This is a genomic window from Streptomyces zhihengii, assembly GCF_016919245.1.
GTDB lineage: Bacteria > Actinomycetota > Actinomycetes > Streptomycetales > Streptomycetaceae > Streptomyces > Streptomyces zhihengii.
This window is the reverse complement of sequence record NZ_JAFEJA010000001.1, coordinates 3,554,317-3,570,050: the sequence shown is the minus strand read 5'-3', so window position 1 is coordinate 3,570,050 and position 15,734 is coordinate 3,554,317. Positions and strand designations below refer to the sequence as shown.

The 15,734-nt window shown below is 73.3% G+C and carries 14 protein-coding genes; 6 read left to right on the top strand and 8 right to left on the bottom strand.

Annotated elements, in window-relative coordinates:
• Positions 1-65 precede the first annotated feature (65 nt).
• The 4 genes from JE024_RS14895 (at position 66) to JE024_RS14880 (ending at position 4,492) form a co-directional block, all read left to right on the top strand.
• Complete coding sequence (locus JE024_RS14895; RefSeq protein WP_205374042.1) at positions 66-1,076, top strand: polyprenyl synthetase family protein; 1,011 nt, start codon at positions 66-68, stop codon at positions 1,074-1,076.
• A gap of 169 nt (positions 1,077-1,245) precedes the next feature.
• Positions 1,246-2,460, top strand: a complete 1,215-nt coding sequence (locus tag JE024_RS14890; protein ID WP_205374041.1) for a LolA family protein — start codon at positions 1,246-1,248, stop codon at positions 2,458-2,460.
• A gap of 111 nt (positions 2,461-2,571) precedes the next feature.
• Positions 2,572-3,510 (top strand): ABC transporter ATP-binding protein, encoded by a 939-nt coding sequence (locus JE024_RS14885; RefSeq protein WP_205374040.1) that lies wholly within the window; start codon positions 2,572-2,574, stop codon positions 3,508-3,510.
• Positions 3,497-4,492, top strand: a complete 996-nt coding sequence (locus JE024_RS14880) for an ABC transporter permease (protein ID WP_205374039.1) — start codon at positions 3,497-3,499, stop codon at positions 4,490-4,492. Before JE024_RS14885 ends, JE024_RS14880 begins: the two co-directional genes overlap by 14 nt.
• Before the next feature lie 147 nt (positions 4,493-4,639).
• On the opposite strand, the gene JE024_RS14875 is transcribed toward JE024_RS14880, so the two are convergent.
• Both JE024_RS14875 and JE024_RS14870 read right to left on the bottom strand, forming a co-directional pair.
• Positions 4,640-5,956, bottom strand: a complete 1,317-nt coding sequence (locus tag JE024_RS14875; protein ID WP_205374038.1) for a M28 family peptidase — start codon at positions 5,954-5,956, stop codon at positions 4,640-4,642.
• A 228-nt stretch (positions 5,957-6,184) separates the two neighbouring features.
• Positions 6,185-6,634 (bottom strand): VOC family protein, encoded by a 450-nt coding sequence (locus JE024_RS14870; protein ID WP_205374037.1) that lies wholly within the window; start codon positions 6,632-6,634, stop codon positions 6,185-6,187.
• 21 nt (positions 6,635-6,655) lie between these two features.
• On the opposite strand from JE024_RS14870, the gene JE024_RS14865 reads away from it, so the two are divergent.
• The gene (locus JE024_RS14865; RefSeq protein WP_205374036.1) at positions 6,656-7,273 is read left to right on the top strand and encodes a CGNR zinc finger domain-containing protein; all 618 of its coding nucleotides are present in this window, start codon (positions 6,656-6,658) and stop codon (positions 7,271-7,273) included.
• Positions 7,274-7,359: 86 nt separating this feature from the next.
• Here JE024_RS14865 and rarD read toward each other — a convergent pair whose 3' ends face one another.
• Both rarD and JE024_RS14855 read right to left on the bottom strand, forming a co-directional pair.
• Complete coding sequence (gene rarD, locus JE024_RS14860) at positions 7,360-8,409, bottom strand: EamA family transporter RarD (RefSeq protein WP_205374035.1); 1,050 nt, start codon at positions 8,407-8,409, stop codon at positions 7,360-7,362.
• A gap of 106 nt (positions 8,410-8,515) precedes the next feature.
• Positions 8,516-9,376 (bottom strand): SDR family oxidoreductase, encoded by an 861-nt coding sequence (locus JE024_RS14855; protein WP_205374034.1) that lies wholly within the window; start codon positions 9,374-9,376, stop codon positions 8,516-8,518.
• A 109-nt stretch (positions 9,377-9,485) separates the two neighbouring features.
• On the opposite strand from JE024_RS14855, the gene JE024_RS14850 reads away from it, so the two are divergent.
• The gene (locus JE024_RS14850) at positions 9,486-9,908 is read left to right on the top strand and encodes a winged helix-turn-helix transcriptional regulator (RefSeq protein WP_372449809.1); all 423 of its coding nucleotides are present in this window, start codon (positions 9,486-9,488) and stop codon (positions 9,906-9,908) included.
• 71 nt (positions 9,909-9,979) lie between these two features.
• On the opposite strand, the gene JE024_RS14845 is transcribed toward JE024_RS14850, so the two are convergent.
• From JE024_RS14845 to JE024_RS14830, 4 genes are all read right to left on the bottom strand, one after another.
• On the bottom strand, positions 9,980-10,981 hold the full coding sequence (locus tag JE024_RS14845) for a 2-oxoacid:ferredoxin oxidoreductase subunit beta (protein ID WP_372449866.1): 1,002 nt from the start codon (positions 10,979-10,981) through the stop codon (positions 9,980-9,982).
• 49 nt (positions 10,982-11,030) lie between these two features.
• On the bottom strand, positions 11,031-12,995 hold the full coding sequence (locus tag JE024_RS14840; RefSeq protein ID WP_205374032.1) for a 2-oxoacid:acceptor oxidoreductase subunit alpha: 1,965 nt from the start codon (positions 12,993-12,995) through the stop codon (positions 11,031-11,033).
• A 313-nt stretch (positions 12,996-13,308) separates the two neighbouring features.
• Positions 13,309-13,968, bottom strand: a complete 660-nt coding sequence (locus JE024_RS14835) for a LuxR C-terminal-related transcriptional regulator (protein ID WP_280521574.1) — start codon at positions 13,966-13,968, stop codon at positions 13,309-13,311.
• Between the two features lie 235 nt (positions 13,969-14,203).
• On the bottom strand, positions 14,204-15,526 hold the full coding sequence (locus JE024_RS14830; RefSeq protein ID WP_244883174.1) for a sensor histidine kinase: 1,323 nt from the start codon (positions 15,524-15,526) through the stop codon (positions 14,204-14,206).
• Positions 15,527-15,734: the final 208 nt, after the last annotated feature.

Genomic DNA, 15,734 nt, shown 5'->3' with positions numbered 1-15,734 from the left:
GACTTGAGTGAATCGAGCGACAGATCGACAATCCGTGTGATCGTCAGCAGACAGGAGACCCCCTCGTGACCGTCGTCGGGCCGTTCGGGCTGAGCGTGCGGGACCAGGCTCTTGAGGCCGATGTCCAGACCGGGCTGTCGGCTGTCGAGGCGGGCCTGCTCGATGCCACCAAGAGCGAGGTTCCGTTCATCACGGAGGCCGCGCAGCACCTCGTCCACGCGGGCGGCAAGCGTTTCCGCCCGCTGCTGGTGATGCTGGCGGCCCAGTTCGGCGACCCGTACGCGCCGGGTGTCGTGCCCTCGGCGGTGGTCGTCGAGCTCACCCACCTCGCCACGCTGTACCACGACGACGTGATGGACGAGGCGGACGTCCGCCGCGGGGTGGCCAGCGCCAACAGCCGCTGGGGCAACTCGGTCGCGGTGCTCACCGGCGACTTCCTCTTCGCGCGCGCCTCGCACATCCTGGCCGACCTCGGCCCCGAGGCCGTCCGCATCCAGGCGGAGGCGTTCGAGCGCCTCGTCACGGGCCAGATCCTGGAGACCGCGGGCCCGCGCGACGGCCGCGACCCGGTCGACCACTACCTCGACGTCCTCGCCGGCAAGACCGGATCGCTGGTCGCCGTGTCGTGCCGGTTCGGCGCGATGATGGCGGGCGCCGACGAGCGCGTGGTGGACGTCCTCACCCAGTACGGGGAGCGCCTCGGCGTCGCCTTCCAGCTCGCCGACGACGTCCTGGACATCGCCTCCGACTCCCACGAGTCCGGCAAGACCCCCGGCACCGACCTGCGCGAGGGCATCGCCACGCTGCCCGTCCTGCTGCTGCGCGCCGCCGCCGAGGCGCACGGCCGTCCGGAGGACCTGGAGCTGGCCGCCCTGCTCGACGGCGACCTCTCCGACGACGCCCGCCACGCCGAGGCGCTGCGGCTGCTGCGCGCCCACCCGGCGCTGGAGCAGGCCCGCCGGGACACCGTGCGCTACGCCCAGGAGGCCCGGGCGCTGCTCGCGCCGCTCCCGGACGGCTACGCGAAGGCGGCCCTCCAGGAGCTCTGCGACGCGGTCGTCCACCGCGCCGGCTGAGCCCCCGGCCCGGGCCCCGCCCCCTACGGGTCGGGGGAGTTGGGGCGGTTCGGTGTCATCCCAGAGGGGTACACGGGTTTGCGCCCGGGGGCTGACGCCTCCGGGCGGGCGTTTTGGTCATATGGATGGAGAGCACCACCCCTGACCAACCACGGAGGTAGGGCACACCATGGCACCGAACGACAGCGCACACTCCACCGGCGAGGCCGGGGACCTCGCAGGCGGACGCCGCAAGGCCGTCCGCTACCTGGTCCCGCTGGCGGTCGCCGGTGTCGCGGCGGGGACCATCGGCCTGGTCCCGGCGCTCGCCAGCTCCGGTGACCCGGATCTGCCGAAGATCACCGCCCAGGAGCTCATCGAGAAGATCGCGGCCTCCGACACCCAGCAGCTCTCCGGCACGGTGCGGATCACCACCGACCTCGGACTGCCCTCGTTCGACGGGCTGGCCGGCTCCCTGACCGGCGCGGGCGGCGACGGCGACGGGGGCGGCTCCTCCGCGGACCCGTCGTCCAAGCTCACCGAACTGGCGTCCGGCACCCACACCGTGCGCGTCGCCGCCGACGGCCCGGACCGCCAGAAGGTCTCCGTGCTGGAGGACTCGTCCGAGTACAGCCTCATCCGCAACGGTGACGAGGTCTGGGCGTACGACAGCGCCTCGAACGAGGTCTTCCACAGCAAGGACGCCGCCGGGCACCGGGACGCCCCCCGCGACAAGGGCGCCCTCCCCTCGGAACTGCCCACCACGCCCAAGGAGTTCGCCGACGAGGTGCTGAAGGCCTCCGCCGACACCACGTCGTTCCGCGTCGGCGGCACGGCGCAGGTGGCCGGCCGGGACGCCTACCGGCTCGTCGTCGAGCCGAAGCAGAAGGGCTCGACGGTCAAGGCCGTCACCATCGCGGTCGACGCCGAGACGGGCACGCCGCTGAAGGTCACCCTCACGCCCGGCGGCGGGGGCAAGGCCGTGGTCGACGCGGGCTTCACCAAGGTCGACTTCGCCCGCCCCGCCGCGTCCACCTTCGACTTCACCCCGCCCAAGGGCGCCCAGGTGACCGAGGCCGACGAGGTGGAGAAGGAGGCCCACCGGGAGTTCGAGGGCGGCAAGCGGGACGCCGGCGGCTTCGAGGTCATCGGCGAGGGCTGGACGGCCATCGCGACGATCAAGGGGGCCGGCGGCCCGGTCGGCGCCACGCCGGACACCGGCGAACTGCCGCCGGAGGCGGGCCAGTTCCTGGACTCGCTCGGCGACAAGGTCACCGGCAAGTTCGGCAAGGGCACCGTCTTCTCCACCCGGCTGGTGAACGCCCTGATGACCGAGGACGGCACCGTCTACGTCGGCGCGGTCACCAAGGACGCGCTGGTGAAGGCCGCCGACGCGGCGAAGTAGCGCAACGCCGCACGGACACCGCGCCCCGCCGTACGCCGCGTACGGCGGGGCGCTCCGCACGGCCGCTCTCCGTCGCAAGCGGACGGGGCCATCGAGGAACGGGGCAGGGACATGACGGCCGTCATCGCCACGCGCGGGCTCACCAAGCGCTACCGGGGCGGCCGGCTCGCCGTCGACCGGCTCGACCTGAACGTGCCGGCCGGGAGCGTCTTCGGCTTCCTCGGCCCGAACGGCTCGGGCAAGACCACCACCATCAGGATGCTCCTCGGCCTCATCGAGCCCACGGCGGGCAGCGCCACCCTCCTCGGCGGCCCGGTGCCGCGCGCGCTGCACGGCGTGCTGCCCCGGGTCGGCGCGCTGATCGAGGGGCCCGCGCTCTACGGGTTCCTCAGCGGCCGGGAGAACCTGCTGCGCTACGACGCGGCCGACCCGCTCGCCGACCCCCGGACCAGGCGGACCCGTGTCTCGGCGGCGCTCGACAGGGTGGGGCTCGCCGCGGCGGCGGGACGGAAGGCGTCGGCGTACTCGCTCGGCATGAAGCAGCGGCTCGGCCTGGCGTCGGCACTGCTGCGGCCCCGGGACCTGCTGGTGCTGGACGAGCCGACCAACGGGCTCGACCCGCAGGGCATGCGCGAGATCCGGACCCTGGTGCGCGAGCTGGCCGCGGACGGCACCACCGTCTTCCTCTCCTCGCACCTGCTCGACGAGATCGAACAGGTCTGCACCCACGCGGCGGTGATGACCCGGGGCCGGCTGGTCGCCGAGGGCTCGGTCGCCGAGCTGGCGGCCGGCGCCCGGGGCCGGCTGGTGGTGCTGACCCCCGACCCGGCGGACGCGGCACGGCTGCTGGCGGAGCACGGTGTGCGCGGGGTGACCGTGGACGGCGACCGGGTGACGGGCGATCCCCCGGGCCCCGGCACGGACCCGGCGGACCTCAGCGCCGCCCTGGTGCACGGCGGCGTCCGGCTCCGCGGCTTCGGCACGGAACGGGCCTCCCTGGAGGACGCGTTCGTGGCACTGACGGGGGAGGGCTTCGATGTCGCGGGCTGAGCCGGGCGCGGGCGCCGCGCAGGACACCGGCAGGGGCTCCGGCCCGGAGCCCGGCACCGGCGTGGGCAGCGCCTCGGAGCCCGGCCCGGCCGGCGGCACCGGCGCGGGCGGCGCCCCGGAGGCGGTCCTTGGTGCCGCCGGGCGGCTGCGGCGTTCGCTGGGGCTGTTCCGGTCGGAGCTGGGGCTCACCTTCCGGCGCCGGCGGACGTTCGCCCTGTTCGGCGTGCTGGCGGCGGTGCCCGTGCTGATCGGTGTCGCCGTCCGGATCGAGACCGGTGACGGCGGCGGCGTCGGCGGCCCCGGGGGCGGCGGGCCCGCGTTCGTCGCGCAGATCACCAACAACGGCCTGTTCCTGGTGTTCGCCGCGCTCGCGGCGACGCTGCCAGTGTTCCTGCCGATGGCCGTCGCCGTGGTGGCCGGCGACAGCATCGCGGGCGAGGCGGCCTCCGGGACGCTGCGCTATCTGCTGGTCGCCCCGGCCGGCCGCACCCGGCTGCTGCTCGCCAAGTTCACCGCCGTCTGCGCGTTCTGCGCGGCGGCGACGCTGGTGGTGGCGGTCTCGGCGCTCGCCGTCGGCGCGCTGCTCTTCCCGCTGGGGGACGTCACCACCATCTCCGGCACCACGGTGTCCTTCGCCGGGGGCCTGTGGCGGGCGCTGCTGATCGCCCTGGTGGTCGCCGCCTCGCTGACGGGCATCGCCGCGATCGGCCTGTTCGTCTCGACGCTCACCGGCAGCGGGATCGCGGCCATGGCGACGACGGTGGGGCTGCTGATCACCGTCCAGATCCTCGGCACCGTCCCGCAGCTCTCCGCGGTGCACCCGTATCTCTTCCCGTACCACTGGATGTCGTTCTCCGACCTGATGCGGGAGCCGTTCCTCTGGGACGGGATCCTCCGCAACCTCGGCCTCCAGGCCCTGTACGCCGCGGTCTTCGGCTCGGCGGCGTGGGCGCGCTTCACGACGAAGGACATCACCGCCTGACCCCGCGCCCCGGCGCACCGGAGCCCCGCCCCGCGACGGCGGGGCGGGGCTCCGGCGGTCAGGAGCGGCCGCGGCCCGGTCCTGCGACCGGCCCTCGGGCCGGCCCCGGGACCGGCCCTGCGACCGGCGACGGCCCTGCGGCCGGCCCTAGAAGGTGAGCCGCCAGCTGTCGATGTAGCCCGTGTCGTACCGGGCCACGTCCTGCACCCGCAGCTTCCAGTCGCCGTTCGCCGCCTCGGCCGAGGCGTCGACCGTGTACGTGGCGATCACGTTGTCGGCGGAGTCGCTGCTGCTGGAGTTCTTGAGCCGGTACGCGGTGCCGTCCGGCGCCACCAGGTCGATCACCAGGTCGCCCCGGTAGGTGTGCTTGACGTCGACGCCCGCCTTCAGCGTCGCCGGGGCGTTGCCCGTGCGTCCGGAGACGGTCACGGTCGAGGTGACGGCCGCTCCGGCGTCCGGGACGGCCACGTCGGCGGCGTTCTCGTAGACGTCGCCCGGCGGGACGGTGGTGCCGGCCGACAGCGCCCAGATCGCGTGGGCGACGGCGTCGCTGTTGCGGTCCAGCGCGGTGTCGCTGATGTTCGTCGTCGTGTCGCATGACGAGTGGTAGCAGCGGTCGAACGCCTGCCCCGAGGTGCCGCCCCACTTCTGCGCCTGGGCGGCGGTCTTGGTCCTGCTGGCCCCGGTGAACAGACCGCCCACCGGTATGCCGACGTTCTTGAACGACGCGTGGTCGGAGCGGCCGTCGCCCTCCGTCTCGATCTCCGTGGGGACGCCGAGCCCCGCGAAGTAGCCCTTGAAGGTCTGCTCGATCACCGGGTCGTCGTCGTAGACGAAGTACCCCGGGTTCGGCGAGCCGATCATGTCGAAGTTCAGGTACCCGGCGACCTTCGCCCGGTCCGCGGACGGCAGGTTGTTGACGTAGTACTTGGAGCCGACGAGACCCAGCTCCTCCGCTCCCCACCAGGCGAAGCGCAGGTGCTTCGCCGGCTGGAACTGCGCGCGGGAGACGGCGAGCGCGGTCTCCAGCACGGCCGCGGAGCCGGAGCCGTTGTCGTTGATGCCGGCTCCCGAGCTCACCGAGTCGAGGTGCGCGCCGGCCATCAGCGTCTGCCCGGTGTCGCCGCCGGGCCAGTCGGCTATCAGGTTGTAGCCCGTGGCGCCGGAGGAGGTGAACTGCTGGACGGTGGTGGTGAAGCCGGCCGCGTCGAGCTTGGCCTTCACGTAGTCGATCGACGCCTTGTACCCGGGTCTGCCGTGCGCCCGGTTGCCGCCGTTGGCGGTGGCGATGGACTGGAACTGCGTGAGGTGCGCCTTGACGTTGGCGAGCGGTATGTCGGGCGCGGCGAGTGCCGCGGCCGGCGCGCCCGGTGCCGCGGTCGCCGCGGGCGCACCCGCGGCGAGCAGTCCGGCGAGGGCGAACACGGCGGCGGTGAGCGTGCGTCCTGGAACGGAGAGGTTCATGTGGGGGCTCCGGATTCCGTATGGGTGAGGACGGAACGTGCGTGACGACGCCCCGGGCCGACGGTGGCACGGGGCGCTGGAGCATGAACGTGGAGCGGACTCGCGGTGATGCGGTCGTGCGGATGTGCGGTGGTGCGTCGTGCGTGCTGAATGGTCGGCCCGCCCCCGACATACCGTCAAGGGCGGAAATCGGTCACCGACGTTCGTATTGCGGACGGCTCGGGGCGGTCACTGGACGCAGAACTCGTTGCCCTCCGGATCCGCCATCACGGTCCATTCGCCGCCCTGTTCGCGCACCTGGCGCAGGCTCGTCGCCCCCAGTGCCACGAGCCTGGCGGTCTCGGCGTCGCGCTCACCGGGCGCGGCGTGCACATCGACATGGAGCCGGTTCTTGCCCGTCTTCTCCTCCGGCACGCGCTGGAAGAGGATCCGGCGGCCGAGGCCGGCCCCGCTCACCTCGTCGAAGGGGTCGTCCGGATGCCGGACGCCGATCAGATCCCGCCAGGCGCGCCGTCCGTGCGATTCCACGGTCAGCTCCTGGGGCACCGCGCCCCGGCCGAGCAGTTGGTCGATCAGGGGGCTGTTGTCCTCGACCCGGTAGCCGAGGGCGGCCGCCCAGAAGTCCGCCTGGGCGTGGGGGTCCTCGGCGTCGATCACGAGTTTCCAGTGCAGCGTCATGTAACCACTTATAGTGGTTACATGACGACGAGGGCAACGGAAACGCCGGGACTGCTGCTGCGTCACCCCGACGGGCAGACGTTCCGCTTCGACCCGGGCGCGCTCTGCCTGGAACTGCTGGCCACCGGCGGACCCGGCGAGTACGCCCGCTTCGAGGTGCTGACCGGGCCGCGGGCGCTGGCGGCCTGGGCCGCCGAGAGCCGGCTGCCCCCGGGGCTCCGGCTGGCGGCCGACGACGCGGGCGCGGCGGCCGCACGCGGTCTGCGCGACGCGCTGTGGGGGGTCATGGCGGCCCGGGCGCACGGCGCCGCGCCCGCCCCCGCCGGGCTCGCCGCGGTGAACGCGGCGGCGGCGGTGCCCCCGCTCGTCCCGCTGATCGCCGCCGACGGCACCCGTGCCTGGGCCCCCGGCGAGGCCCCGGTCGCCGCCCTGCTGTCGACCGTCGCGCGCGACGCGGTGGACCTCCTCACCGGTCCCCACGCGCACCGCGTCCGCGAGTGCGCCACCCACAACTGCGCGCTGCTGTTCGTCGACACCTCCCGCCCCGGCCGCCGCCGCTGGTGCTCGATGGAACGCTGCGGCAACCGCCACAAGGTGCGCACCCACCGCGCCCGCCGGACGGACGACCCCACCGCCTGACCCCCGCCGTTCCCGCCCCACCCCGCCAAGGGAACGGCCCCTGCCCCCGGGTCTTTCGGGGGCAGGGGCCGTGCGCGCCGGGTGCTTCAGGCGGTCGGGCGGGGTTCGCCGGCCGCGCGGGCCGGGTCCGCGGCGGGGTCCGCGGGCGCGCCGGGCAGCCCGCCCGTGACCACGCCCGACTGCGGCGCGGGCGGCAGCGGGGCGGCCCCGGAGGCCGCGGCCTCGACGGCGAGGCGCAGGGCCTCGGCCCGGTTGCGCCGGGCGTTGCGCAACGCGTCCCAGGTGAGGCACGACAGCGCCAGCCACACCAGCGCGAACCCGGCCCACCGCTCGGCCGGCATCGCCTCGTGGAAGTAGAGGATGCCCAGCAGGAACTGGAAGACCGGCGCCAGGTACTGGAGCAGCCCCAGGGTGGACAGCGGCACCCGGATCGCGGCGGCGCCGAAGCAGATGAGGGGCACGGCCGTCACCACGCCCGTGGCGGCGAGCAGCGCGGCGTGGCCGGTGCCGTGGGCGCCGAAGCTCGCCGAGCCGTCCGCGCCGAGCCACAGCAGGAAGCCGAGCGCGGGCAGGAACTGGATGGCCGTCTCGGCCGCCAGCGACTCCAGGCCGCCCAGGTTGACCTTCTTCTTCACCAGGCCGTAGGTGGCGAAGGAAAAGGCGAGGGTGAGCGAGACCCACGGCGGCTGCCCGTAGCCGACGGCGAGGACGAGCACCGCGGCGAAGCCGGTGCCGACCGCCGCCCACTGCGCCGGGCGCAGCCGTTCACCGAGCAGCAGCACGCCCATGGCGATGGTGACCAGGGGGTTGATGAAGTAGCCGAGCGAGGCCTCGACCACCCGGCCGGTGTTGACGGCCCAGATGTAGACGCCCCAGTTGACCGTGATGACGGCCGCGGCCACGGTGACGAGCGCCAGCTTGCCCGGGCTGCGCACCAGGTCGCGGATCCAGCCCCACTGCTTCAGCGCCAGGAGCGCGACGGCGACGACGGCCAGCGACCACACCATCCGGTGGGCGAGGATCTCGCCGGCCCCGGACGGCTTGAGCAGCGGCCAGAAGAGCGGGACCAGACCCCACATCCCGTAGGCGCCGATCCCGTACAGCAGTCCTGTCCGCTGTTCGTTCTGCGACTTCACCGGCCCTCCTGTCCCCGCGCGCGCGTTTCCGGGCAAAGGTACGCCGCGCGGGGGCCGGATGTCATGCCCGTATCGCCATACGGTCATGACCTTCGCGGGCGGCTCCTCAGCGGCCGGCCAGCGCGGTGGCGACCGAGTCGGCGAGCGGGGTGGACGGCCGTCCGGCCAGCCGCGCCAGGTCGCCGCCGGTGCCCGCCAGCCGGCCGCGCCCGATCGCGTCGTCCACGTCGACGAGGATGCGCGCGAACGCCTCCGGGAGGCCCGCGCCCACCAGGACGGACAGGTGCGCCTCGGGGGTGAGCTCGGTGTAGGTGATGGTGCGGCCCGTCTGCCGGGAGAGCTCGGCCGCGTACTCGGCGAGCGACCAGGCGGTGTCGCCGCTCAGCTCGTACGCCTTGCCCAGGTGCCCCTCGCCGGTCAGCACCGCGGCCGCCGCGGCGGCGTAGTCGGCGCGCGAGGCGGCGGCGATCCGTCCGTCGCCCGCGTTGCCGACGACCGTGCCGTGCTCCAGGACCGGGCCGAGGTTCGCGGTGTAGTTCTCCGTGTACCAGCCGTTGCGCAGGAACGTGTGGGGCACGCCCGATTCGAGGATCAGCCGCTCGGTGGCCCGGTGCTCGTCGGCGAGGTCGAAGTCCGCGTCGGGCCCGCCCAGGATCCCCGTGTAGGCGAGCTGGGCGACGCCGGCGGCCTTCGCCGCCGCGATCACGGCCGTGTGCTGGGCGACCCGGCGGCCCACCTCGCTGCCGGAGACGAACAGCACCCGGTCCCCGGAGCGGAAGGCGCCCTCCAGGGTCTCGGGCCGGTCGTAGTCGCCGAGGCGGATCTCCACGCCCCGCTCCGCCGGCGCGGAGGCCTTCTCCTTGTCGCGGACGACGGCCGCGATCTCCGCGGCGGGGACGGTGGCGAGCAGCTCGTCCACGACGAGGCGGCCGAGTGCTCCGGTGGCGCCGGTGACGACGATGCCCATGAGGTTCTCCGTTTCGGTGGGGGTGAAGGCCCCCTCGCGGAGGCCCTCAACCCACTGTAAGCAGGGAACTAACCTGGAGAAAGTACCCACTTTGAAGTAAGGTACTGGCATGGGAGTGAGTGCGAGCGACGAGACGGTGGGCTTCCCGGACGTGATCGTCCCGGATGTGAACAGCGCGATGTGCCCGTCCCGGCTGATCCTCGAACATGTCACCAGCCGGTGGGGCGTCCTGGTGCTGGCCGCGCTGCTGGAGCGGTCGCACCGCTTCAGCGAGCTGCGCCGCAGGATCGGCGGCGTCAGCGAGAAGATGCTCGCCCAGACGCTCCAGACCCTGGAGCGCGACGGCTTCGTCCACCGTGACGCCAAGCCCGTCATCCCGCCGAGGGTCGACTACACGCTCACCGGCCTGGGCCGGGAGGCCGCCGAGCAGGTCTGGGCCCTCGCCCGCTGGACCGAGCGGCAGGTGCCCGAGGTGGCGGCGGCGCGTGCCGCGTACGACGAGGAGAAGGCGCGCCCGGCGGCCACCGCCTGACCCCGGGGCGCACGCGGCGGAGGCCGGGACCTCGTGGTCCCGGCCTCCGCCTCGTGCCCCGCCGGCTCGCGTCAGCCGGCGACCGTCCAGGTGTCGTTCCCGGCGAGGAGGGCCGACAGGTCGCCCTTGCCGTGCTGCTCGACGGCCTTTTCGAGCTGGTCGGCCATGAGCGTGTCGTAGACCGGCCGCCGCACGCTGCGCAGCACGCCGATCGGCGTGTGGTGCAGGGTGTCCGGGTCGGCCAGCCGGGACAGCGCGAACGCGGTCGTCGGGCTCGGGTTGTGCGCGTCGTGGACGACGACGTCGGCCTCGTTCTCGGCGGTGACGGTCACGACCCGCAGGTCACCGGTGAGGTGGTCGCGGACGACCCCCTTCGAGCCGTCCGCCCCGAAGCGGATCGGCTGCCCGTGCTCCAGCCGGATCACGGCCTCCTGGGCCCGCTCCTTGTCCTTGATCGCGTCGAAGGCGCCGTCGTTGAAGATGTTGCAGTTCTGGTAGATCTCCACCAGCGCGGTGCCCTCGTGGTCGGCGGCCTGGCGCAGCACCTCGGTGAGGTGCTTGCGGTCCGAGTCCACCGTCCGGGCCACGAACGACGCCTCGGCGCCGATGGCCAGGGACACCGGGTTGAAGGGGGAGTCCAGCGACCCCATCGGCGTCGACTTGGTGATCTTGCCGACCTCGGACGTGGGGCTGTACTGGCCCTTCGTCAGACCGTAGATCCGGTTGTTGAACAGCAGGATCTTCAGGTTGACGTTGCGCCGCAGGGCGTGGATCAGGTGGTTGCCGCCGATGGACAGGGCGTCGCCGTCACCGGTGACGACCCACACCGACAGATCGCGGCGGGAGGAGGCGAGACCCGTGGCGATGGCCGGGGCGCGGCCGTGGATCGAGTGCATCCCGTAGGTGTTCATGTAGTACGGGAACCGGGAGGAGCAGCCGATGCCCGAGACGAAGACGATGTTCTCCTTCGCCAGACCCAGGTCGGGCATGAAGCCCTGCACGGCCGCGAGGATCGCGTAGTCCCCGCACCCGGGGCACCAGCGCACCTCCTGGTCGGACTTGAAGTCCTTCATGGACTGCTGCGCCTCGGCCTTCGGCACCAGCGACAACAGCGTGTTCGTCTCAGACACCGCCGGCCTCCTTGAGCGCTTGTGCGAGCTGCTCCGCCTTGAACGGCATGCCGTTCACCTGGGTGTAACTGTGCGCGTCGACCAGGTACTTGGCCCGGATGAGCAGGGCGAGCTGGCCGAGGTTCATCTCGGGGACGACCACCTTGTCATAACGCTTCAGCACCTCTCCGAGATTCCCCGGGAACGGGTTCAGATGGCGCAGGTGGGCCTGGGCGATCGGGTGCCCCTCGGCCCGCAGCCGGCGGACGGCCGCGGTGATCGGACCGTACGTGGAGCCCCAGCCGACGACGAGGGTGCGCGCGCCGTCCGGGTCGTCGACCTCCAGGTCGGGCACCTCGATGCCGTCGACCTTGGCCTGGCGGGTGCGGACCATGAAGTCGTGGTTGGCCGGGTCGTAGGAGATGTTGCCCGTGCCGTCCTGCTTCTCGATGCCGCCGATGCGGTGTTCGAGCCCGGGGGTGCCCGGCACGGCCCACGGCCGCGCCAGGGTCCTCGGGTCGCGCTTGTAGGGCCAGAACACCTCGGTGCCGTCGTCCAGCTCGTGGTTGGGGCCGGTGGCGAACTGCACCCGCAGATCGGGCAGTTCGTCCACCTCCGGGATCCGCCAGGGCTCGGAGCCGTTGGCGAGGTAGCCGTCCGAGAGCAGGAAGACGGGGGTGCGGTACGCCAGCGCGATCCGGGCCGCCTCCAGTGCCGCGTCGAAGCAGTCCGCCGGGGTGCGCGGGGCGACCACCGGGACCGGCGCCTCTCCGTTGCGCCCGTACATGGCCTGCATCAGGTCGGCCTGCTCGGTCTTGGTCGGCAGGCCGGTGGAGGGGCCGCCGCGCTGGATGTCCACGATCAGCAGCGGCAGCTCCAGCGACACCGCGAGGCCGATCGTCTCCGACTTCAGCGCCACACCGGGACCGGAGGTGGTGGTCACGGCGAGCGAACCGCCGAACGCCGCGCCGAGCGCGGCCCCGATGCCGGCGATCTCGTCCTCGGCCTGGAAGGTGCGCACACCGAAGTTCTTGTGCTTCGACAGCTCGTGCAGGATGTCCGAGGCCGGGGTGATCGGGTACGAGCCCAGGTACAGCGGCAGGTCGGCCTGGCGGGAGGCGGCGACCAGGCCGTAGGAGAGGGCCAGGTTGCCGGAGATGTTGCGGTAGGTGCCGGTGGGGAAGGCGGAGCCGGCGGGGGCCACCTCGTAGGAGACGGCGAAGTCCTCGGTCGTCTCGCCGAAGTTCCAGCCGGCCCGGAAGGCCGCGATGTTCGCCTCGGCGATGGCCGGCTTCTTCGCGAACTTCTGGCGCAGGAAGCTCTCCGTGCCCTCGGTGGGCCGGTTGTACATCCAGCTCAGCAGGCCCAGCGCGAACATGTTCTTGCTGCGCTCGGCCTCCTTGCGGGACAGGCCGAACTCCTTCAGCGCCTCGATGGTGAGCGTCGTCAGCGGCACCTGGTGGACGTGGTACGCCTCCAGCGAGCCGTCCTCCAGCGGGGACGTGGCGTAGCCGACCTTGGCCATCGCCCGCTTGGCGAACTCGTCGGTGTTGACGATGATCTCGCCGCCGCGGGGCACGTCGCCGATGTTGGCCCTGAGCGCCGCCGGGTTCATCGCGACGAGGACGTCCGGTTCGTCGCCGGGGGTGAGGATGTCGTGGTCGGCGAAGTGGAGCTGGAAGGACGAGACGCCCGGGAGGGTTCCGGCGGGCGCCCGGATCTCGGCCGGGAAGTTCGGCAGCGTGGAGAGGTCGTTCCCGAAGGACGCCGTCTCCGAGGTGAACCTGTCACCCGTGAGCTGCATACCGTCGCCCGAGTCGCCCGCGAACCGGATGATCACCCGGTCCAGCCGGCGGACCTCCTTCGCGCCCCCGGGTCTGCGTTGTTCGCCGACGACGGCATCATGGGGTTCCTGGGACTGCCCGGCCCCATCGGCCTCGCCGGCCTGTTCGGCCGGGCTACTGACCTGGCTGGTCACTGAACTGGACCTCCCTCGTCGAGGCGGCTCATCGGGCCCGGCCGGCCCACCGGCCGTCCCATCGGCAACCCTACGACCGTAAGGGTGCCCTTCCCCGGACCGCTCACATGTCGGACGAACCTATGAGACGCCGTGGCGGTGCGCTTTGTCATGCGACACCCGCCCCTGAATCCTGACGGCGGACCCCCCTAGTCCCTCCGGGGCGGGTGCGGGGTGCCGCGGCCGGGTCCGGCCGGGGGTCCCCCGCCCCCGGCGGGTCCGGGAGGCCGCCGTCAGGATTCGGACGCGGCTGTCGGACATGTCGATCCGGCGGTCAGGAGTTCAGATACGTCAGAACGGCCAGAACCCGCCGGTGGTCCCCGTCGCTCGGCGAGAGACCGAGCTTGAGGAAGATGTTGCTGACGTGCTTCTCCACGGCCCCGTCGCTCACCACGAGCTGCCGGGCGATCGCGGAGTTCGTCCGGCCCTCCGCCATCAGGCCGAGCACCTCCCGCTCACGCGGCGTCAGCCCGGCCAGCACGTCCTGCTTGCGGCTGCGGCCCAGCAGCTGCGCCACGACCTCCGGGTCCAGCGCGGTGCCGCCGCGGGCGACCCGCACCACGGCGTCCACGAACTCCCGCACCTCGGCGACCCGGTCCTTCAGCAGATAGCCGACGCCCCGGCTGCTGCCCGCGAGCAGCTCGGTCGCGTACTGCTCCTCGACGTACTGGGACAGCACCAGCACACCGACCCCGGGGTGCTCGCGGCGCAGCCGCACCGCGGCCCGCACCCCTTCATCCGTGTGGGTGGGCGGCATCCGCACATCGGCGACCACCACGTCCGGCAGTTCGCCCCGGCCCGCGAGCTCCGCGATCGTCTTCATCAGCGCGTCCGCGTCGCCGAGGCCCGCGACGACGTCGTGCCCCCGGTCGGTCAGCAGCCGGGTGAGGCCCTCCCGGAGAAGTACCGAATCCTCGGCGATGACCACCCGCACCCTGTCGTCCACAGCCCTGTTCCCCCTGCTCGTCCCACGTCCGGTCTGTCGCGTCCAGCATCCCAGGATCGGGGCGCGATCAGGTGCGGGCTGCGCGCTTTCGGCTTCAGGGACGCAGGGCGGGCGCCGGAGGTTGAGGGGCACGCCGGGTGCATCGGGTGCATCGGGCGCGTGCGAGCGCCGCGGACGACCGCGCCGGGCGCGGGTGCGCGCCGGCGCGCACCCGCGGTGCGGGTCAGCCGCGCCAGGGGAGTTCGGCCGTGACGGTCGTCGGGCCGCCCGCCGGGGAGTCGACGGCCAGCACCCCGTCCACCGCGCCCAGCCGCTCCGCCAGTCCGGCCAGCCCGCTGCCGCCCGTGGCGTCGGCGCCGCCCCGGCCGTCGTCCCGGACCTGGAGCATCAGCCGGTCCTCCACCCGCCACACCTCCACCCGGGCGCGGGTGGCGCGGGCGTGCTTGCTGATGTTCTGGAGCAGCTCGGAGACGGTGAAGTAGGCGATGCCCTCGATGGCCGCCGCCGGCCGCCGGTCCAGGTCGACCTCGACCTGCACCGGTACGGCGCAGCGGGAGGCGACGGCGGACAGGGCGGCGTCCAGGCCGCGGTCGGTGAGGACGGCGGGGTGGATGCCGCGGGCCAGGTCGCGCAGCTCCTGGAGCGCGACCTTCACCTCGCCGTGCGCCTCGTCGACCATCGCGGCCGCCGCCTCCGGATCCTCCAGCAGCTTCTCCTTGGCGAGGCCCAGGTCCATGGCCAGGGCCACCAGCCGGGCCTGTGCCCCGTCGTGCAGGTCGCGTTCGATCCGGCGCAGGTCGGCGGCGGCGGTGTCGACGACCACCCCGCGGTCCGACTCCAGCTCGACGACCCTGCTGGCCAGCCGCGACGGCCCCAGCAGGCCGACCACCATCAGCCGGTCCACGCTGCTCAGACCGCGGATCACCCACGGTGTGGCGAGGGTCAGCAGCAGGCCGATGACGCTGGTCGCGGCGATCTCCAGGGGCGAGTCCAGGTAGTAGTTGTGGGTGCCGTCGCCGTAGAGCTGGATCCCGTCCTGGCCGCCGTACAGGGGCAGGGTCCACTGCCACAGCGGGTACAGCAGCAGCGTCCAGCCGGCCGTCCACAGCGGCACCACCAGGCTGAAGCCGAAGACCGCCCACGGGAAGTGGAGCAGCGAGTAGAGCAGGTGCCGCCAGGAGACCCCGCTCTTCAGCGTCCCCGCCAGCCACCCGCCGAAGCCGCCCCTGCCGCCGGACACCGGCCCGGGCGCGGCCACGTCGGCGTCCAGCAGGGCCCGCGCCCGCATCCGCTCGACGGCACCGAGCCCGCGCAGCGCCGCGAAGGTGCCGGCCAGCAGCGGGATGCCGACGAAGGTGACGAGCAGCCCGGCGCTGACCGACGTCATGGTGACCGCGAACACGAAGAACAGGATGCTCATCGGCAGGCTCAGCACGATCCAGCCGAGCTCCCGCCAGGTCCGGCCCTCCAGCGGTGCCCGCAGCACGGGAGGCAGCGCTCGCGTCCGGGAGCGGGGCTGCGTGTCGTATCGGTGATCCGCGGTCATCGGGTCCGTCCGTTCTGCCATGCCTGCTGTCATGCCCCCAGCCTGTTCGATCCGCCCGGCCGCCACCATGAGGGCGGTATCCGTTCCGACGGGGGGTTTTCCCTACCCCGGAGGGCCGGCTCGGGCGGACGCGGGACGGGGCCGTGGGCGGGGGGGGGGGGGGCGGCCCCCCCCCCCCCCCCCCCCCCCCGCCCCCGCCGCCATCCCT